Annotated in this window: 18 protein-coding genes; 6 read left to right on the top strand and 12 right to left on the bottom strand. The window is 63.3% G+C overall.

The features are described 5' to 3' along the window. The first annotated feature begins 5 nt into the window (after positions 1-5). Positions 6-935 carry a 2-hydroxyacid dehydrogenase gene (locus tag ACO054_RS19480; protein WP_421708250.1) on the top strand — a complete coding sequence of 310 codons (930 nt, stop codon included), beginning with the start codon at positions 6-8 and terminating at the stop codon, positions 933-935. Positions 936-982: 47 nt separating this feature from the next. Here the strand turns inward: ACO054_RS19480 and ACO054_RS19475 are convergent, their stop codons facing one another. The 4 genes from ACO054_RS19475 to ACO054_RS19460 all read right to left on the bottom strand — a co-directional run bounded on the left by ACO054_RS19475 (position 983) and on the right by ACO054_RS19460 (position 3,960). Continuing rightward, positions 983-1,519 (bottom strand): hypothetical protein, encoded by a 537-nt coding sequence (locus ACO054_RS19475; protein ID WP_421708249.1) that lies wholly within the window; start codon positions 1,517-1,519, stop codon positions 983-985. A gap of 124 nt (positions 1,520-1,643) precedes the next feature. After that, positions 1,644-1,787 carry a hypothetical protein gene (locus ACO054_RS19470; RefSeq protein WP_421708248.1) on the bottom strand — a complete coding sequence of 48 codons (144 nt, stop codon included), beginning with the start codon at positions 1,785-1,787 and terminating at the stop codon, positions 1,644-1,646. Between the two features lie 128 nt (positions 1,788-1,915). After that, positions 1,916-2,521: an ActR/PrrA/RegA family redox response regulator transcription factor gene (locus ACO054_RS19465; protein WP_421708247.1), complete on the bottom strand. Its 606-nt coding sequence runs from the start codon at positions 2,519-2,521 to the stop codon at positions 1,916-1,918. A gap of 32 nt (positions 2,522-2,553) precedes the next feature. Then, complete coding sequence (locus tag ACO054_RS19460) at positions 2,554-3,960, bottom strand: ActS/PrrB/RegB family redox-sensitive histidine kinase (RefSeq protein WP_421708246.1); 1,407 nt, start codon at positions 3,958-3,960, stop codon at positions 2,554-2,556. 94 nt (positions 3,961-4,054) lie between these two features. On the opposite strand from ACO054_RS19460, the gene ACO054_RS19455 reads away from it, so the two are divergent. Beyond that, complete coding sequence (locus ACO054_RS19455) at positions 4,055-4,810, top strand: ABC transporter ATP-binding protein (RefSeq protein ID WP_421708245.1); 756 nt, start codon at positions 4,055-4,057, stop codon at positions 4,808-4,810. Then, entirely contained in the window at positions 4,807-5,628 is an 822-nt protein-coding gene (locus ACO054_RS19450) for an ABC transporter permease (RefSeq protein ID WP_421708244.1), read from the top strand. Before ACO054_RS19455 ends, ACO054_RS19450 begins: the two co-directional genes overlap by 4 nt. A gap of 62 nt (positions 5,629-5,690) precedes the next feature. Here ACO054_RS19450 and cobT read toward each other — a convergent pair whose 3' ends face one another. Further along, the gene (gene cobT, locus ACO054_RS19445; RefSeq protein ID WP_421708243.1) at positions 5,691-6,725 is read right to left on the bottom strand and encodes a nicotinate-nucleotide--dimethylbenzimidazole phosphoribosyltransferase; all 1,035 of its coding nucleotides are present in this window, start codon (positions 6,723-6,725) and stop codon (positions 5,691-5,693) included. Between the two features lie 234 nt (positions 6,726-6,959). On the opposite strand from cobT, the gene ACO054_RS19440 reads away from it, so the two are divergent. Both ACO054_RS19440 and ACO054_RS19435 read left to right on the top strand, forming a co-directional pair. Then, a complete protein-coding gene (locus tag ACO054_RS19440; protein ID WP_421708242.1) occupies positions 6,960-7,595 on the top strand; it encodes a histidine phosphatase family protein in 636 nt (211 codons plus the stop codon). Between the two features lie 101 nt (positions 7,596-7,696). After that, the gene (locus ACO054_RS19435; protein ID WP_421708241.1) at positions 7,697-8,527 is read left to right on the top strand and encodes a lipid-binding SYLF domain-containing protein; all 831 of its coding nucleotides are present in this window, start codon (positions 7,697-7,699) and stop codon (positions 8,525-8,527) included. A gap of 33 nt (positions 8,528-8,560) precedes the next feature. On the opposite strand, the gene ACO054_RS19430 is transcribed toward ACO054_RS19435, so the two are convergent. Together ACO054_RS19430 and ACO054_RS19425 are read right to left on the bottom strand one after the other, a co-directional pair. After that, on the bottom strand, positions 8,561-10,639 hold the full coding sequence (locus ACO054_RS19430) for a methyl-accepting chemotaxis protein (RefSeq protein WP_421708240.1): 2,079 nt from the start codon (positions 10,637-10,639) through the stop codon (positions 8,561-8,563). Between the two features lie 213 nt (positions 10,640-10,852). Beyond that, a complete protein-coding gene (locus ACO054_RS19425; protein WP_421708239.1) occupies positions 10,853-11,758 on the bottom strand; it encodes a hypothetical protein in 906 nt (301 codons plus the stop codon). 240 nt (positions 11,759-11,998) lie between these two features. Between ACO054_RS19425 and ACO054_RS19420 the strand changes: the two genes are divergently transcribed. After that, positions 11,999-12,631 carry an SCO family protein gene (locus ACO054_RS19420; protein ID WP_421708238.1) on the top strand — a complete coding sequence of 211 codons (633 nt, stop codon included), beginning with the start codon at positions 11,999-12,001 and terminating at the stop codon, positions 12,629-12,631. A 145-nt stretch (positions 12,632-12,776) separates the two neighbouring features. Here ACO054_RS19420 and ACO054_RS19415 read toward each other — a convergent pair whose 3' ends face one another. The 5 genes from ACO054_RS19415 to ugpB form a co-directional block, all read right to left on the bottom strand. After that, the gene (locus ACO054_RS19415; protein ID WP_421708237.1) at positions 12,777-13,226 is read right to left on the bottom strand and encodes a VOC family protein; all 450 of its coding nucleotides are present in this window, start codon (positions 13,224-13,226) and stop codon (positions 12,777-12,779) included. 108 nt (positions 13,227-13,334) lie between these two features. Beyond that, a complete protein-coding gene (locus tag ACO054_RS19410; RefSeq protein WP_421708236.1) occupies positions 13,335-14,444 on the bottom strand; it encodes a sn-glycerol-3-phosphate import ATP-binding protein UgpC in 1,110 nt (369 codons plus the stop codon). Between the two features lie 38 nt (positions 14,445-14,482). After that, positions 14,483-15,331, bottom strand: coding sequence for a sn-glycerol-3-phosphate ABC transporter permease UgpE (gene ugpE / locus ACO054_RS19405; protein ID WP_421708235.1), 849 nt, complete (start codon positions 15,329-15,331; stop codon positions 14,483-14,485). A gap of 19 nt (positions 15,332-15,350) precedes the next feature. Continuing rightward, positions 15,351-16,232 (bottom strand): sn-glycerol-3-phosphate ABC transporter permease UgpA, encoded by an 882-nt coding sequence (gene ugpA / locus ACO054_RS19400; RefSeq protein ID WP_421708234.1) that lies wholly within the window; start codon positions 16,230-16,232, stop codon positions 15,351-15,353. A gap of 106 nt (positions 16,233-16,338) precedes the next feature. Beyond that, on the bottom strand, positions 16,339-17,661 hold the full coding sequence (gene ugpB, locus ACO054_RS19395; RefSeq protein WP_421708233.1) for a sn-glycerol-3-phosphate ABC transporter substrate-binding protein UgpB: 1,323 nt from the start codon (positions 17,659-17,661) through the stop codon (positions 16,339-16,341). Between the last annotated feature and the right edge of the window lie 281 nt (positions 17,662-17,942).

The following is a 17,942-nucleotide window of genomic DNA, read 5'->3' as shown; positions in this document are numbered from 1 at the left end:
GGCTTATGGCGCTGCTGTTCAAATCCGATATCGATCGTCCGGCAAGCTGGATTCCCGCGCTCGAAAGCGCCCTGCCGGATATGGAGGTGCGGAGCTGGCCCGAGGTCGGCGACCCAGCCGATATCGACTATGCGTTAGTCTGGCAGCCGCCGAGCGGCTTTCTCGCCTCTTTGCCGAACCTGAAGGCCATTCTCTCGATCGGTGCGGGCATCGATCACCTGACCCGTGACCCGGAGCTCCCCCGGCACTTGCCGCTCGTGCGCATGGTCGAACCCGGTCTGACGGCCGGTATGACCGAGTTCGTGGTGATGCAGTGTCTGTTCCATCATCGCCGCATGCTCGACTATCGCGCGCAACAGAGCCGCAAGGTCTGGCAGGAGTTGGCGCCGGTCGCCCCCTGGCAGCGCCGCATCGGCGTGATGGGACTGGGCGAATTGGGGGCCGACGCGGTGGAGCGGCTGGTGCAGCTGCGGTTCGACGTCGCCGGCTGGTCGCGCAATCGCCGGGCGCTCGCAGGGGCCGCTTGCTTCGCCGGTCGGGAGGAGTTGCCCGCCTTTCTGGCACGCAGCGATATCCTGGTATGCTTGCTGCCGCTGACGGAACAGACCGACAGCATTCTGAACGCCGCTCTCTTCGCGCAACTTCCGAAGGGCGCTTGTGTCATCAACGTCGGACGCGGCGAACATCTCATCGAGCGGGATCTGCTGGCGGCTTTGGAGGCGGGTCAGCTCGATTCCGCCACGCTGGATGTCTTCCGGAACGAACCACTGCCGCCGGAGTCTCCTCTATGGAGCCATCCCAGGGTGATCGTAACCCCGCACATCGCTTCCATGACGATCCCGGAGACAGCGGCCGAGGCGATGGCAGAGGTCATCCGCACGCTTGAGGCCGGCGGCACACCACCCGGTCTTGTGGATTTGGACAGGGGTTACTGACCGCCCCATTCGACCCTGCCGACAAGGTGTGTCGACGCGCTCTACCGTCAGTTCGGTCGGCTGCGGTCCAGCATCGGCAGCGCTTCGACGGCGCGCAGGATCGCCTCGCTGCGATCATCCGTCGGCCGATCGGGCAAGTCGTAGCCAGCGTCGCTCAAAACCACCGCGATTTCGGCCGCAGGCGAAACCAGGTCTTCGCCCGTCCCGCCGCGCAGCAAACGCCGAGCCTGATCTTGCGCAGCGCCCTGATCGCCGCGACCTGCTGCGGCGATCAGGGCCAGCAGGCGATACTCGTCAGCCCCGACCTGCCGGCAGCAGTTGGGGTTGTAGGAAATCTCGCCCTGCGCCTCTCGCACACAACGATAGATCAGGCGCGACAAGGCACCGAGCAGGCAACGGGCTGGCTCAACGCCAAGCTGCCGCGAAAGGCCTGACCAGACCTGCTCGTGGCGCTGCGGCTGCTTTGCCACAAGCCCTTCCAGCCAGGAACGATAGCTCCACAGCAGAAGTCGCTCGCCGGCCGCGAGATCACAGACCCAGGCCGTCGGCGCAGCCGGTAGACGAAACGATCCATCGCGCGGCATGACACACCTCTTCGATTGCCGGCCTCCAATGGTGGGGACCCTAATCGCTTCGGGAGTTTACTTGCAAGTGATTTTCATTCTCACTAATGGACCTGGAACGGGGTTCAGAGGCACGCGGCCGCGATCATGCCTTGCGGACGAGTCCGGCCGTAAGCAGGTCCGCCAGCGCACGCGCGCTGTCGTCGGCCAGTTGGTCAGGAGGTTCCTCGGGGAAAGCCTCGGCCAGAGCCTCGAAGACCTCTGGCCAGGCGAAAGGCGCCTCAAGCAAGCGCCAAATCCCGCCAGTTAGGCTATCGACAGGATAGGGCCTTGAGTGGCGGGGTCGAACCAGAAAGAACTGCCCCTCCAACTCCACAAGGGATACGGCAGGGTGACGGGAGTAGAGGTCGCCGGCCCTCAAGGCCGTGGCGCATACTTGGCGAGGATCCGCTGAAGGGTGCGACGATGCATACGCAGACGGCGCGCCGTCTCGGAGACGTTACGATCGCACTGCTCGTAAACCCGCTGAATGTGCTCCCAACGCACACGGTCGGCGGACATGGGATGGTCCGGCGGGGGCGGCAGATCGCCTTCGTCGGCCAGCAGGGCAGCCAAGACCTGATCGGCATCCGCCGGCTTGGGTAGGTAGTCGGTTGCACCCGCCTTCACCGCCGCAACGGCGGTCGCAATATTGCCATAGCCGGTCAAAACGATCACGCGGGAATCCGCACGCGCATCGTGCAGCGCGGTGACCACGTCTAAGCCGCTGCCATCCTCCAGCCGCAGGTCGACCACCGCGAAGGCCGGTGGGCGAACCGCGACCTTGTCCTTACCCTCGCGAACACTGGTCGCGGCTTCCACGGCGAAGCCGCGGCGCTCCATGGCCTGGGCCAGGCGTTTGCAGAGACGGTCGTCGTCATCGACGATCAGAAGGCTGCGGTCGGCCAAAGCGGCTAATTTGCGGTCGAGCTGCTCCTGCGTCGGTCCCGGTTTTTCCGGTGCGAAATCGGGCGCGATGTCCATCGTCATGCCCCTTCAAGGCCTTGCCGTTGAAACTAAACTTGGAAATGGGCGCGGGACCACACCGCGACAACCTCTGCACCGCGCCCGCCACGTCCCACAATACGGTTTCCGAAGGTCAATTCCGCGCCAGTCCGCTCCAACAGAGTCCGGGCGATGAATACACCGAGCCCCATGTGCTTTTCGCTCCCGTCGCCGCCGATGTCGCTGCTGCGGCCGCGCCGACCCGTGGAGACGTAGGGATCGCCGAGCGCGCCGAGCACCGCCTCGTCAAATCCGGGACCATCGTCGCTCAGCCTGAGGATCAGTCGCGTTTCGTCCCAGGAAACCTCAGCTTCCGCGCGGCTGCGGGCGAACTGCACGGCGTTTTGGATCAGCGTTCCGAGCCCGTGGACCGTCTCGGGCAGACGCGGAACCAAGGGCTCGTCGGTAACATCCAGGCTCGGTGCGATACGGATCTGGAAGTCGACGCCCTCACGCAGGAACGGCGCCGCAGCCACCTCGACCAGGGTCGTAACGGGGATGCGGTTGAGAGGATCGCCAGGCTCCGGCGCCTCCTCTCCCGGCCGGCGTGCGAGTTCGGTCAAAATGTCGCGGCAGCGCGCGGTCTCCTCGCGCAGGATGCGCACATCGCTGCGCAAGGGGCTCTCGTTCGGCAGGTCAGGCGAGAGTTCCCGCTCGATTTCCCGCGCGACAACCGCAATTGTAGCTAGAGGGCTGCCCAATTTGTGGGCCGCCGCGGCAGCCAAAGCACCCAGAGCGCTTAGTCTCTGTTCACGGGCTAGCGCCATCTGAGTCGCAGAAAGCGCGTCGACCATCTGACGCGATTCCTTGGCCAGGAACGAGACGTAGAGCGCCAGGAAACAGACTGCGAGCACCAGAGCGATCCAGATCCCGGCGCGATATATATCCGGCAGAAGAAAACCGGTCTCGCGCCAAGGCAGCGGCAACGCCCAGAGTCCGAGCGCCGTTATGCAAGTGACCGCCACGCCTGCCAGAACTGCGGTAACCCAGCCGGCCAAAGTTGCGGCGGAGACGACGACGGGCGCCAGCAACAGTACGACGAAGGGGTTGTTAAGACCGCCTGTGATCCCGAGCAGGACGGCCAGCTGCGCCAGATCGAAAGCCAAGTAGAGCCCGGCGCGCCGGTCGTCGAGCCAGACCGTTCCGCGATGGCCGATCGACGCAAACAGGTTGAGCAAGCCGGATGCGGCGATGGCCAGAGCGGCCGGTAACACAGGCACGGTGAAGTCGAGCCCGGCTTCCACGACCAGAAGGGCAATCACCTGTCCCACCACTGCGATCCAGCGGATGAAGACGAGAGTACGCAAGCGGATACGGCCGCCGGGAATAGGCATCGGCACGCTGCGCGGAAAACCGGCCGAGGCGCCAGTCCAGGTGGTAGGCCGCTCGGGCGCTTCCTGCAGATCTGGATTCTTCATCGTACCGACAGACTTCGACCGATTGGGCCTCGAAGGCAAGCGGCGCAAGCGGATACGCTGGCAGCGACACCGAACCTGCGCCATAGTGCCGACTGTGACCTCACTGGCAATCCACGTCGAAAATCTCGTCAAACGCTTCGGACCGATCGCAGCGGTCGACGGCGTGAGTTTTCAGGTCGAACAAGGTGAGACCGTCGCGCTTCTTGGCGCCAACGGTGCGGGCAAGACGACCACGATCTCCATGTTGCTCGGCCTGCTGCTACCAAGCAGCGGCAGCATCGAGATCCTGGGATCGGACATGACGCGGCGCCCCTCCCAGGTGTTGCGGCGGATCAACTTCTCCAGTCCCTACGTCGACCTGCCGCGACGCCTGACCGTTCAGCAGAATCTGGTCTTCTTCGCCCGCCTTTACGGTGTGACCGATGTTCGCGCGCGGCTCGCGGAGCTGGCTCGCGACCTGGAGCTGGAAGGGCTTTGGCGCAAAAGGACCGGTCAGCTCTCGGCCGGCCAGAAGACCCGCGTTTCCTTGGCCAAGGCGATGGTCAATCGACCTCAGGTCCTGCTGCTCGACGAGCCGACGGCCTCGTTGGATCCAGACACTGCGGACTGGTTGCGCGGCTACCTGGAAAGCTACCAGGCCGAAACCGGTGCAGCCATTTTGTTGGCGAGCCACAACATGGCAGAAGTCGAACGCTTGGCGCGCCGGGTGCTGATGCTTCGGCTCGGCAGGGTCGTAGACGAGGGCACGCCCTCCCACCTGCTACAGCGCTATGGCCGCGCCTCTCTCGAGGAGGTCTTTCTGGAAATCGCGCGTCAGGGCGCACGACCGGGTGAGGGAACCGCAGCGTGAGCGACCTTGCAGTAGCAAACTCAGGCGGAGCCAGCCGCAGAATCGGCGCCGTCGTCCTGCGCCATCTCTATTTGCTCCGGACGTCTTGGCCCCGGATCTTCGAGCTGATGTACTGGCCGACGATTCAGATGGTGCTCTGGGGCTTCATCACGCTCTTCCTGCTCCAGCATTCCTCCCTGATCGCGCAGGCTACCGGTGTCCTCATCTCGGCCGTTCTGCTTTGGGACGTTCTGTTTCGTGGGCAACTGGGCTTCTCGCTCTCCTTCTTGGAGGAGATCTGGTCCCGCAACCTGGCGAATCTTGCGGTCAGCCCGCTGACTCCAGGCGAGTTTCTGAGCGCCTTGATGGTCCTCTCGCTGCTGCGCACCCTGATCGGCGTTCTGCCGGCAGCAGGCTTGGCGATTCTCTTCTACGAAGTCTCGATCTTCGAGATGGGCCTGCCCTTGCTCGCTTTCTTCACCTGCCTGCTGGTCATGGGCTGGGCCATCGGCATGGCCGTCTGCGCTTTGATCCTGAGAGTCGGGCAAGGCGCTGAATCGGTCGCCTGGCTGGCGATCTTCCTGATCGCGCCGGTCTCGGCAATCTACTACCCGGTCGACGTCCTGCCAGCTGTGCTGCAGTGGATCGCCTGGACCCTGCCGACTGCTCCAACCTTCGAGGGAATGCGGGCACTGCTGATGGAGGGTGTCTTCCGCGGCGACCTACTGCTGCACGCCCTGGTGCTCAATGCCGCATATCTCGTCGTAGGCTGCGGCTTGTTTCTCTGGTCCTATCGCGTCGCGCGCGCCCGAGGCTTGATCCTCCAGGTCGGAGAGTAACGTCGAGGCAAGCGCGTCGCAGTCCCGAGAATCCGGAGTGATCTCACTTAAAGCGATCCGCTTCAGGTCGCCTTGTCGCTGACGCCGGCCTCCGCGAAGGTCGCCATACCGTTGTGCACGGCGCAGGCCGACTTCAACAGGGAAAGCGCCAGAACAGCGCCCGAGCCCTCCCCGAGGCGCAGGTCCAAGTCGAGCAGCGGCCGCTGACGGATCGCCTCCAGCAGACGGGTATGTCCAGGTTCGGCCGAGCGATGCGCCACGAGGCAATGGTCCAGAGCGCGCGGATCGGCCTTGTAGAGGACTGCCGCCGCGACGCTGCAGGCATAGCCATCGAGCACCACGGGAATCCGCGCCGCCCGGCAGGCCAGGACGGCACCGGCGATGGCGGCCAGTTCTCGCCCACCCAGAGCCGCCAAACACTCCAAGGGGTCGGAGAGAGAGGCGGCGTTCGCCTCGAGCGCCGCCGCCACCGCCTGCGTCTTGCGCCGGATGCCCTCGGCATCCACGCCCGTACCGGGACCGACCCAATCCTCCGGCGCCCCGCCGAACAGGCCGCAAGCCAGCGCCGCCGCCGCCGTCGTGTTGCCGATGCCCATCTCGCCCAACGCCACGACGTCGAGACCTTCTTCGATCGCCATCATGCCGTAGGCCATGGCATGGGCGGCGTCCTCCTGCGTCATCGCGGGCCCTTGCGTGATGTCGCCGGTCGCAAGCTCCAGCGCCATTTCGTAGACGCGCAGATCGGCGTCAACTTCAGCCGCGAGTTGGTTGACGGCTGCCAGGCCGTTGACGAAGGCCCCCACCATCTGCTGCGTCACCTCAGCGGGATAAGCCGAGACATCCCGGCTTGCGACACCGTGCGAACCGGCGAAGACCGCCACATGCGGACGTTCCACACGAGGACTGGAGCGTCCTTGCCAGGTCGCAAGCCAAACGGCCAATTCCTCCAGCCGGCCGAGCGAACCGGGCGGCTTCAGAAGATCGCGTTGACGCGCTTCGGCGGCACTGCCGGCCTCCAGATCGGGACCGGGCAACCGCTTCAGGATCTCCCGAATTTCAGCCAGGCTGACAGCTGGTGGACTCGTCTGATCGGGCATGGTCAACGCGTTTCCTCAGAGGGTTCGGGCAGGTTTCCTGCCGAGCTTTTAACAGCAGCGAAGACAGGAAACCATGGGCCCGCGAGCGACCGGTTGCCGCCTCGTCGGTCGACAGCTATACCAGCCTTGAAGGGTGAGCAAATCGCCGCGACGCGAAAGTCGCGCGGCCTTGTCGCCCCTGACACGTTGCGGCTCTCTCCAGCCTCCAACCCTGCGATTGCTTACGAGTCCCTTATGAGCGAAACCCGCTGGTGGTTCATCCGTCATGCGCCGGTCGACAGCGGCGGCGTGATCTACGGCCAAGACGATTTGCCGGCCAACTGCGAAGACCCGTCGCTGTTCGATCAACTGGCGTCGCGCCTGCCGGGCGAGGCCGTCTGGATGGTGACGAATCTGCAGCGAACCCGCCAGACCGCCGATGCCTTGCGCCAGCGCCTGCCGCAAGGCTTGCCCGACTACCTAGTGGAGCAAGACTTCGCCGAGCAGCATTTCGGCAGCTGGCAAGGCAAGGGGCACGCAGAGCTGCGGGCAGAGCGTCATCCCGAGTGGCATCGCTTTTGGCTGGCACCGGCGACCGAGCGGCCACCGGAGGGAGAAAGCTTCGCCGACCTCACGACTCGCGTCGGGCGCGCGCTCCAGCTCCACAGTGAGGCGCAGCAAGGCAGGGACGTCATTTGCGTTGCCCACGGCGGCACGATTCGCGCGGCGCTCTCGATCGCGCTCGACATCGAACCGGAGCGAGCGCTCGCCTTTTCGATCGAGAACTGCTCGCTGACCCGGATCGACTGGTTCGCCGGGTCCGCCGGCAGCCATCTGCCAGGCGACGAGGGCAGTTGGCGCGTCGCCGCGGTCAATCTGCCGCCGCGGTGACGCCGCCGGCTTGTCACACTTCCGCCGGACTTCGGCGAATAGGTTAAACTCTAGACAACCTTCGAGTCGCACGAATCGGAATTCCCGGAGAGGAGCCCCTCATGTCCGCTCTGCGTCGCACATCGCGCCGTCGTTTCCTTGGAATGGCGACCGCCCTCGGAACGGCAGGCACGTTGCTGCCCCTGGCCGTCAGTCGGGCCACGGCCCAGACCGATTTGACGCCGAACACGTCTTCGCCCCAAAACAGCCCCCCGCAGAACAACCCCCCGCAGAACAACCAGGGTGGCGGGACGGGCCTGCAAAGCGGCGCGGCAAGAGACGCCACCCAGCTGGTCGATCAAGCCGCTCTGACGGCCGAGTCCTTGCTAGGCGATCCCAACTTCAGCGAGCTGGCATCCTTCGCCCAGCGCGCCAAGGCCATCGTGATCTTTCCACAGATCCTGAAGGCCGGTTTCATTCTCGGCGCCGAAGGTGGACGAGGCGTTTTGCTGGTGCGCGGCGCCGACGGGAGCTGGAGCCCGCCGGCCTTCTACACACTGGCCGCCGGCTCGATCGGTCTGCAGATCGGCGGACAGGTGAGCGAGCTGGTGATGACCGTAATGAACGACGGTGCCCTCGCGGCGATGATGACCAACAAGGTACAGCTCGGCGCAGAACTCTCGGTTGCGGTTGGACCGATCGGCAAGGGCGCGGAAGCGGCCACGACCACCAACCTGAACAGCGATGTTATCGCCTTCTCGAAGACAGTCGGTCTGTTTGGCGGCGGTGCCCTGGAGGGTGCCGGAATGATCCCGAACCACGAATGGAATCGGGCCTATTACAATGCCGCGCAGGCCACTCCGGAAACGGTCGTTCTGGAGCGCCGCTTCTACAACATGCAGGCCGACCGACTACGTCAGGCCCTGCCGCAGCCCCAAAGCGGAAGCTCCTAAGGCGGGGTCGTCTGGCGCCTGGGCGGTGGCGCCTTAGGATGCCTCGCTCAAGGAAGACTGCACGACCTCGGCTAGCCGAACCTGCAGCTGTGCCACACTAGCGTGAAGTTCGCCGGCGAGTGCTCCGACCCCCTGAGCCTTCTCGCCGGACTCGCTCGCTTGGCTCGAGACCGTGGCGATGCAATCGGTCACGTTCTGGGCTGCTGCAGAGGTTTCCTGGACGTTGCGGGCGATTTCGCCCGTTGCCGCTCGTTGTTCCTCGATGGCCCCCGCGATTGCGGTCGCAACCTCATCGATCTGCCCGATATTCCCGGTGACCTGAGCCACGGCTTCGACGGCCTGCGCCGTCATGGCCTGGACTTCCGAGATATGGCGGTTGATCTCTTCGGTGGAACTGGCCGTCTGGTTGGCAAGTGCTTTCACTTCGCCCGCCACTACGGCAAAGCCTTTGCCAGCCTCGCCGGCACGGGCCGCTTCGATGGTCGCATTCAGGGCAAGCAGATTGGTCTGTTCCGCGATTCCGGCAATCAGCTCCGCGACAGTGCCGATCTGATCGACGGCCTTGGACAATTCCTCCAGACGGCTGCGCGCTTGACCGCCGACCTCCACCGTCGTGTTGGTGGCCGTGGTCGCCTGCCCGACCTGTTGGGCGATTTCGCCTATCGAAGCGGTGAGCTGCTCACTCGCGCTGGCAACGGCTTGGGCCGTTGCAAGGGCTTGCTCCGCGGCAGAGGCGACAGTTTTGGACTCGCTCTGCACGGCACCGAGCGCCTGCACCATCTCCTGTGCGGAAGTCTCCATGCGGTCGCTCGTCTGGGAAGCGGCCGTCACCAAGACGCCGGTCTCTCGCTCGATGGCATCGGCCATGGCCTGCAGGGCTTCCTGGCGCGCCTGCTCGCTGCGCTCTCGCTCCAAACGTCGCTCCGCACGGGATGCCTCGGCCTCCATCGCCTCGGATCGAAAATGCTCCAAAGCCTTCGCCATGGCACCGATCTCGTCGCGGCGATCGGTATCGCCGGCCGAGACATCGAGTTCGCCCTCGCTGAGCTTGCGCATTGCCAGGGTCATTTGAGCGAGCGGCCGCACAGTGGACCGCAGAACGTAGATGGCGAGCCCGACGCAGAACAGCAGGACCGCGATTTCTTCGACGATCCAAAAGATCAGACTGTTGGCTGCAGCTTGCTGCTTCTCAGCAGTCAAAGCTGCGACACTGGCAATCAGATCGCGCTCGAGACCGCGCAAATCGTCGATCCGCGCGGTTGAGGCCGCGAACCACGCCGGTCCGTCTGCCGTATCCAGAACGCCGCCGAAGGGCGCATTCACGACTTGAGCGCGCAAACGTCGAAATTCCTGACGGCGATCCGACTCCAGTACTTCATCGAGCGCCCGAACCTGCTCCGGCAGTGCCAGTTCACGCAGTTCGAGAATCGCTTGTTCTTGCCGACCGATCAGCCGCAGCATTCGCGTATGGACTGCCGACGTCGCCTCGCCGGCACCATAGGCCGCAGCCCCCATCGCACGTTCCAGACCGGCCGACTCCTTCAGCTGCATCAGCATGTGCTGGAGGAGGATTTGCTCCTCCACATGCTTGTCGCTTGCCGAAAGGATCATGGCATTGACGATGCGAATGAGTGCGTCGACAGACCGCGTGTAGGCCGCGAGGGCGTCCGGGCCTGCAATCCCATCGCTGTCGATCTCGCCGCGAACAGTCAGAACGATAGCCAGCTGCTGCCGTGACACGTCGATCCGATCGACAATGCGACTTTCTTGGTTCTCCAGGGAAAGGTCGGTCATCGCCTCTTCGAAAGCCTGCAAAGCGGCATCGGTGTCTAGGCGCTGTTGTGTGAGAGCTTCAGCTCGCTGAGCCGCACGACCGGACGCCAGGAAAGCACTGGTGCGTCCACGTTCCTTCTGAAGCTCGTGCACCAATGCCCCGAGTGAGTCGTTGGCGCCAACAAGAGACTGGAGCTGGTTCAGATCTTTGGAACCCCTCCACTCCACGACCACTTCCATCGTCGAGATGACCAACAGCACAACCAAGGGCACAGCAACTATGGCCGCCAGCTTTCCCGCAATCGGAATATTGTTGATCGACAACGCGGAACCGATCATGAGGCGCGCCCATCCTATGCTTCGAACTGAAAACGTGAATTCGATGCAAATTTCAACAAAACCATTGATTTCAAATTAACAAGGAGAGAATTCACTGAGAATTCATCAGTCTTATTACAAATATCTAATCTACTATAGAGAGATTTGATTGCAGAAAATTCACCCGAGACGCTTTGGAAATGCAGTGAACAGAGTCCCGAGCGAAACGAGGCCTCAGTTGCCGCCAACGAGGTTGAGACGCAGTACGAGAAGAGCGGCAACCGTGCCGATTTGCAGCAAACAAGCGAGGCCGTAGAGCCAAAGCGCCCGGTCCAATCCGCCGACAGCCGCGCCCACTGAGGAAGCGGCAGGCCCTAGACCGACCCGCAGCACGACGCCCGGCGACTTGCCCGTTAGAGCACGAGCGATGGCCTGACCGCCGCTACCTTGTGGCTGGAAAAGGGATGCGCAGGCCAGAAGCAGAGCGGCCAGCCGTTGCGCTGGCCAGAACACGACCCGCTCGATCGTCAAAGCTGCTCGCCCGAAAGGACCGTCCGGACCATAGAGCCGCGAAAGCAGCCGAACGGCCGAAACTACGAAGAGCCCGGGAAGGCCGAGCGCCAGATAAGCAAAAGCCGGACCGGCCGCCATATCCGCAAAACGTGCGCCCAGAGCATCGGCCGCGCGAACCGGCAGGGTCGTCGGCGGCGACAGAGCCGGGTCCAGACGCTGCAGAGCCTGCTCGGCAAGCTGTGGACTGCCCAGCGAGAGACCGTCGCGCACAGCAGCGGCAACCTGCCAAGGTCCACGCTGTCTCACCAGAGCGGCGATCACTGGAAGTTCCAGCAAGACCGCATAAGGCAGATTACGTGTCACGAACTCAAAAGCGATGCCCGCAACCACGGGCGGTAACAGCAAGACGAACGTAACGATCCAGCCGCGAACGCTTCGCGCCGTCGCGCCGCGCTGAGCACGATCCAGACGGCGCTGAAGTTCGCGCGCGCCGCGTACTAAACGCCCCCTCGGACCCGCCAACAGACCCGTAAGCCAAGTCCCGCCGAGGTAGCCCTCGAGCCCCATGGCAAGTAACAATAGGATCAGCGGATCGACGGAGCCGAAGGCCCCCGGCAAGCTCGGCATGAGCGCGAGCATCGACGGCGTTGCAACAGCGGTCAACCGGCGCGATGGCGCCTGCTCGGCAAGTCAGGTGCCGGTCGCCTGATTTAGCTCATTGGCAGAGCGGGGCCTTTTGCGGGATGACTGCTCCGATCTCGGCAGCGTGCGCCCTTGCGACCGCACGTCGCGCTGCCTCGCGCTGGTTGCAAAGGCATCCTATTTGTGTGCTGTTCATTAGGGCTTCAAACGGACGGAGAGGCTTTCATGCCCCAGACTTGGATCGGCCGCGCCGGCATGGCACTTTCGGTGGTGCTCTTGCTGGCTTCGATGGGGATGGCCGGCTGGTGGTACAGCTCGCAACCCGGCGATCGCGTGCAAGCGGTCAACGGCGGCGGTCAGGTTCCGATCGGCGGTCCCTTCGAACTGGTCGATCAGAACGGACAAACTGTGACTGAAGCCGACTTCGCCGGTCGCTATATGCTGGTCTTCTTCGGCTTCACCTATTGTCCGGATGTCTGCCCAACGGCTCTCTGGGAGGTGACGCAAGCTCTCGACATGCTGGAGGAGGCTGCGCCCGACAAGGCTGAGCAGGTCGTGCCGATCTTCATCACGGTCGATCCGGAGCGCGACGACTCCGAAGCGATGAAGAGCTACATCAGTCATTTTCATCCGAGCATGATGGGCCTGACGGGGACGCCCGAGCAGATCGCCAACGTGGCGCGGGAGTATCGTGCCTACTACAAGCGTGTCGACGACGCCTCGGCCTCCACCTACCTGATGGACCACTCCAGCTTCATCTACGTCATGAGCCCGGCCGGCGAGTTCATAACCTCCTTCACCCACCAGACCCCGCCGGAGGAAATGTCCTCCCAGCTGGAGAAGATGGTGAGGAGTTAGCGAATCCCGAGGGAGGCTGCCGAGTCAGTCAGCCTCGCCAGTAGCGATTCCTCGGCCACGCGCCCCCACTCCAGCTTGGATAAGCCCATCGAGACGGCAGCTTTTCGGCGCGTCCGCTCGCGGACGCGCCGAAAAGCGCTCTGTTCTAGCGCGCGAAGATCTGATCCCGGTCCTGGAAGGACTTGAACTCCAGAGCATTGCCGCTGGGATCCAAGAAGAACATCGTGGCTTGCTCCCCGGTCTCGCCCTTGAAGCGGACATGAGGCGCGACGATGAAGTCCGTGCCGGCGGTCTCTAGGCGCGCAGCCATCTCCTGCCACGCCGCCCAGTCCAGAATCGCCCCGAAGTGACGAACCGGAACCTGATCACCGTCCACGTCATTGGTCTTGGCCTGCGCGACTTCCTCGGGCTTGAGGTGCGCGGAAATCTGGTGACCGAAGAAGTCGAAGTCGATCCAGCGTTCCGCCTCTCGTCCGACGCTGCAGCCCAGAAGCTCCACATAGAAACGGCGGGTCGCCTCCAAATCCTCAACGGGGAAGGCCAAGTGGAAGGGCGGCATCGGCTTGACGGCGGCGCTAACGGAAGCATCGGGCATGGGGCAGCGTCTCCTCGGGTGCTCGAAACGAACAAAATCAGCTCTTGTCTATCAGAATAGCCGTCGCCCCCATGAAGGACCAGATCAGCAGCAGCAAATCTGCCGTAATCAAACATCGGCCAGACGCTGGCCGGTATCGCTGTCGAAGAGGTGTAAGGCTTCCTGGTCGGCCCGCAGCGGCAAACGATCGCCTTCGGCGACGCGCACGGCCCCCGGTAACCGTACCGTCAGGATTTCCTTTGTCGTGTCGTCCTGCCTGCCCTCAACTAACGCCAGACGGCCATGCGCCAGGATGTCGGCGCCAAGCGTCTCGACCACCCCGACCTGCAAGTGCAGCTCCGCCTCCTCCGCCGCAGCCACGTGAAGATGCTCCGGTCGCACACCCGCCGTCACGGGTCGGCCTGCAAGGTGATCGAGCTTAAGATTCCCGGATCTCAGCTTAGTGCCATCTACGAGGGTCAAACCGTTCCCGTCGTCGCCGACCTGGCCGGTCAGAAAATTCATTGCCGGCGAGCCGATGAAGCCGGCCACGAAGCGGCTGGCCGGCCGTTCGTAGATCGCCATCGGCGTGTCGATCTGCTCTGCGACACCGGCGTTCATGACGACCAACCGGTCAGCCAAGGTCATGGCTTCGACCTGGTCGTGCGTGACGTAGAGCGAGGTGGTCCCGAGGCTGCGCTGAAGCTGCTTGATCTCTAGGCGCATCTGAACGCGTAACTTGGCATCCAGGTTCGACAAGGGCTCGTCGAACAGGAAGGTGCCCGGATCGCGCACGATGGCCCGGCCCATGGCGACGCGCTGGCGTTGGCCGCCGGACAGCTGCCGCGGCTTGCGCTGCAGCAAGTGAGACAGTTCGAGCATCTTGGCGGCACGCGCGACCCGTGTTTCGATCTGCGTTTTGTCCAGCTTCGCGATCTTCAAGCCATAGGCCATGTTGTCGTAGACGCTCATATGCGGATAGAGCGCATAGTTCTGGAACACCATCGCGATATCGCGATCCTTCGGCTCCAGCTCGTTGACTACACGGCCGCCGATGGAGATCTCGCCCTCACTGATCGCCTCCAGCCCGGCGACCATACGCAGTAAAGTCGATTTACCGCAGCCGGAAGGGCCGACGATGACGATGAATTCGCCATCGGCGATCTGCATGTCGATGCCGTGCAGCACCTGCGTGCCGCCGTAGCGCTTCTTCACCTGGGAAAAGCCGATTTCGGCCATCTTGAGACAATTCCCCCAAACTGAGACTTTGACCGGCCCTACTTCTCGGTCTCCACCAGGCCCTTGACGAAGAGCCGCTGCATGGCGATCACCACAAAGACCGGCGGTATCATCGCCAGCATCGTGGTCGCCATGATCAGCGGCCACTGCGGCTCGGAATCGGCGACGGTCACCATACGCTGGATACCCATGACGACCGTATAGAACGACTCGTCCGTCGTGATCAGCAGCGGCCAGAGATACTGGTTCCAGCCATAGATGAAGAGAATGACGAAGAGGGCGGCGATATTGGTGCGGCTGAGCGGCAGCAGCACATCCTTGAAAAACCGGAAAGGCCCGGCTCCGTCGATCCGTGCCGCCTCGACCAGTTCGTCCGGCACCGTGAGGAAGAACTGCCGAAACAGGAAGGTCGCCGTGGCGGAGGCGATCAAAGGCACCGAGAGGCCGGCGTAGGAGTTCAAGAGACCAAGGTCGGCCACCACCTCGAAGGTCGGCAGGATCCGCACCTCAACCGGCAGCATCAAGGTGACGAAGATTGTCCAGAAGCAGAGCATCCGGAAAGGAAAGCGGAAATAGACGATGGCGTAGGCGCTCAACAGCGAGATAGCGATCTTGCCGATCGCGATCGCCAGCGCCATCACCAGGCTGTTCCACATCATGAGGCCAACCGGGACGGCGCCGGAAGCTTCATGTCCACTGCCGAGCGCCTCGGCATAGTTCTCGAAGAAATGGCCGCCTGGCAGAAATGGCGTGACACCGCTGACCAGCTCCGAGGTGTGGTGGGTCGAGGCGACGAAGGCGATCCAAATGGGAAAGGCGACGATCGCCACGCCCGACAGCAGAACGCCATGAGACAACCAGATCAGCCAGGGACGGTTTTCGATCATGTCGTTTGAGTCCCGCCCGCTAGTACTGCACGCGCCGCTCGATGTAGCGGAACTGAACTACTGTCAAGGCGATCACGATGACCATCAAAACGACCGACTGCGCCGCCGAACTGCCAAGATTGAGCCCCACGAAACCATCACTGAAGACCTTGTAGACCAGGATCGTGGTCGACTGGCCGGGGCCTCCGCTGGTGGTCGCATGGATGACGCCGAAGGTATCGAAGAAAGCATAGACGACGTTCACCACCAGCAGAAAGAAGGTGGTCGGACTGAGCAGCGGAAAGACGATGGTCCAGAATCGCCGCGCGGGCCCGGCGCCGTCGATCGCCGCCGCCTCGATGAGCGACTTGGGAATGGCCTGCAGCCCAGCGAGAAAGAAGAGAAAATTGTAGGAGATCTGCTTCCAGGCCGACGCGATGATGACCAGAGTCAATGCGTCTCCACCGTCAAGCGCGTGGTTCCAGTCGTAACCCAAGACCGAAAGGCCGTAGGTCAGGATGCCGATGGTGGGGTTGAAGATGAACCACCAGAGCACACCCGCCACGGCGGGCGCCACGGCGTAGGGCCAGATCAGCAGCGTCTTGTAGCTGGTGGCCCCCTTGATGACGCGGTCGGCCATGACCGCCAGCAGAAGCGCCAGAGTCATCGACAGCGCGGTCACCGCGATGCTGAAAACAATCGTGACCTGGAAGCTGTCGAGATAAAGCGGATCGCGAAACAGCCGGGCGAAGTTCTCCAGCCCTACGAAGGTCGTGCGAAGTCCGAAGGGGTCTTGACGCAGCACCGACTGGTACAGCGCCTGACTGGCCGGCCAGATGAAAAAGACCAGAGTGATCGCCAACTGCGGCAGGAGCAGAAGGTACGGCAGCCAGGCGTGGCGAAAGACGACGCGCTTTTCCATGGGGTACTGCAACGATCCAAAGGCGGGAGACCTGCCTGGTAGCAAGGAGGGGCCGCCCGCCGGACGAAGCCCGACGGACGGCCCGAATCCTCAGGACGGAACCGCGTTAGCTGTTGTCCGCCTCGAACTGGCGCAACAGCTCGTTGCCGCGCCGAACGGCGGTATCCAGGCCCTCCTGAGCGGAGACGTCACCCGCCCAGATGCGCTCCAGCTCCTCATTGATGATGTCGCGGATCTGAACGAAGCTGCCGAGACGCAGACCCTTAGAGTTCTGCGTCGGATCGTTCAGCGTCATCTGCTCGATAGAGGTGTCCGTGCCCGGATTGTCTCCATAGAAACCCTGCTCCCGGCTCCGTTCCCAGGCCGAATTGGTGATCGGCAGGTAACCGGTGTCCTGGTGCCACTGCGCCTGCACCTCGGGTTTGGCGAGGTAGTTGAAGAAGGCGGCCACGCCCTCGTACTCCTCCGCGTCGCGGCCCTGAAGAACCCAGAGAGTGGCGCCGCCGATGATGGTGTTCTGCGGCGCCCCGGACGCGTCCGGCCAGTAGGGCAGCTTGGCGACCCCGAAGTCGAACTCGGCATTTGCGGTGACGCCGGCGTAGGCGGCCGAACTGTTCATGTACATGGCGCATTCGCGTGTATAGAACAGCGGCGCGCTGTCGGAGCGGCGCCCGCCGTACTTGAAGACGCCTTCGTCCGACCAGGCCTGCAGAGCACCGATATGGGCGACATGCAGGTCGCTGTTGAAGGCCAGCTCCGTGCCCAAGCCTTCGAAGCCGTTGGACTGAGTGGCGAAGGGCACGTTGTGCCAGGCGCTGAAGTTCTCGAGCTGCACCCAGGACTGCCAGCCGGTGGTGAAACCGCAGGTCGCCGCACCGGACGAGATGATGGTACGCGCAGCCTCTTCCAGCTCAGGCCAGGTGGTCGGCGGGCTTTCCGGATCCAGGCCGGCGGCCTCGAAGACCTCCTTGTTGTAGTACATCACCGGGGTCGAGCTGTTGAACGGCATGGACAGCATCTCGCCGTCCGGCGTCGTGTAGTAACCCACCACCGAATCGAGATAGTCGTCGGGGTTCCAGTCGACCCCCGCATCGGCCATCAATTCGTAGACCGGATAGATGGCGCCTTCGGCGGCCATCATGGTTGCCGTGCCAACCTCGAAAACCTGGACGATGTGCGGCTGCTCGCCGGCCCGAAAGGCTGCGATCGCGGCCGTCATGGTCTCCGTATAGTTGCCCCTGTAGACGGGCATGACCTTGAAGTCGGACTGACTGGCGTTGAAGCCTTCGGCGATCGCATTGGTCTTCTCGCCCAATGCGCCGCCCATGGCATGCCACCACTGCACTTCGGTCTGTGCTTGCGCCGCGCCGGCGCCGGTCAGCACGGCGACTGCAGCTGCGCCGGCCAGCAGCTTGGAGTGATGCGACATTTTCGTGAAACCTCCCGATAGATCTTTGTGCAGAACGCACGAAACATCCGCACCGCCTCCCTGGAGCCGCGCGAACCGGCCGGCTTGTAGCCAGCCAAGGCGTCCCGAAGATTTCCGAATGATTACATTTGTATTGCATGTACGACACCCCTCCACAGGTATGGCGCAAGCCGATAGCGGGAAATCGCGAGATCGCTCCTGACGCAAGACGTTCTGCAAGGGAGAAGATCGGAGTGCAAAAACCGGATAGCGGCATGGCGGGGCCTGGCCCACCTTGAGCG

The organism is Algihabitans sp. (assembly GCF_965226985.1).
Lineage (GTDB): Bacteria > Pseudomonadota > Alphaproteobacteria > Kiloniellales > DSM-21159 > Algihabitans.
The sequence above is the reverse complement of the archived record's forward strand: the minus strand, read 5'-3'. Positions and strand labels throughout refer to the sequence as shown.

Excerpts from the sequence above, each read along its gene's own strand:
- ugpB (WP_421708233.1), bottom strand. The coding sequence starts at position 17,661 with ATGTCGCATCACTCCAAGCTGCTGGCCGGCGCAGCTGCAGTCGCCGTG.
- ugpA (WP_421708234.1), bottom strand. The coding sequence starts at position 16,232 with ATGGAAAAGCGCGTCGTCTTTCGCCACGCCTGGCTGCCGTACCTTCTG.
- ACO054_RS19480 (WP_421708250.1), top strand. The coding sequence starts at position 6 with ATGGCGCTGCTGTTCAAATCCGATATCGATCGTCCGGCAAGCTGGATT.
- ACO054_RS19475 (WP_421708249.1), bottom strand. The coding sequence starts at position 1,519 with ATGCCGCGCGATGGATCGTTTCGTCTACCGGCTGCGCCGACGGCCTGG.
- ACO054_RS19465 (WP_421708247.1), bottom strand. The coding sequence starts at position 2,521 with ATGGACATCGCGCCCGATTTCGCACCGGAAAAACCGGGACCGACGCAG.
- ACO054_RS19430 (WP_421708240.1), bottom strand. The coding sequence starts at position 10,639 with ATGATCGGTTCCGCGTTGTCGATCAACAATATTCCGATTGCGGGAAAG.
- ACO054_RS19415 (WP_421708237.1), bottom strand. The coding sequence starts at position 13,226 with ATGCCCGATGCTTCCGTTAGCGCCGCCGTCAAGCCGATGCCGCCCTTC.
- ACO054_RS19410 (WP_421708236.1), bottom strand. The coding sequence starts at position 14,444 with ATGGCCGAAATCGGCTTTTCCCAGGTGAAGAAGCGCTACGGCGGCACG.
- ACO054_RS19420 (WP_421708238.1), top strand. The coding sequence starts at position 11,999 with ATGCCCCAGACTTGGATCGGCCGCGCCGGCATGGCACTTTCGGTGGTG.
- ACO054_RS19435 (WP_421708241.1), top strand. The coding sequence starts at position 7,697 with ATGTCCGCTCTGCGTCGCACATCGCGCCGTCGTTTCCTTGGAATGGCG.
- ugpE (WP_421708235.1), bottom strand. The coding sequence starts at position 15,331 with ATGATCGAAAACCGTCCCTGGCTGATCTGGTTGTCTCATGGCGTTCTG.
- ACO054_RS19460 (WP_421708246.1), bottom strand. The coding sequence starts at position 3,960 with ATGAAGAATCCAGATCTGCAGGAAGCGCCCGAGCGGCCTACCACCTGG.
- ACO054_RS19425 (WP_421708239.1), bottom strand. The coding sequence starts at position 11,758 with ATGCCGAGCTTGCCGGGGGCCTTCGGCTCCGTCGATCCGCTGATCCTA.
- cobT (WP_421708243.1), bottom strand. The coding sequence starts at position 6,725 with ATGCCCGATCAGACGAGTCCACCAGCTGTCAGCCTGGCTGAAATTCGG.
- ACO054_RS19440 (WP_421708242.1), top strand. The coding sequence starts at position 6,960 with ATGAGCGAAACCCGCTGGTGGTTCATCCGTCATGCGCCGGTCGACAGC.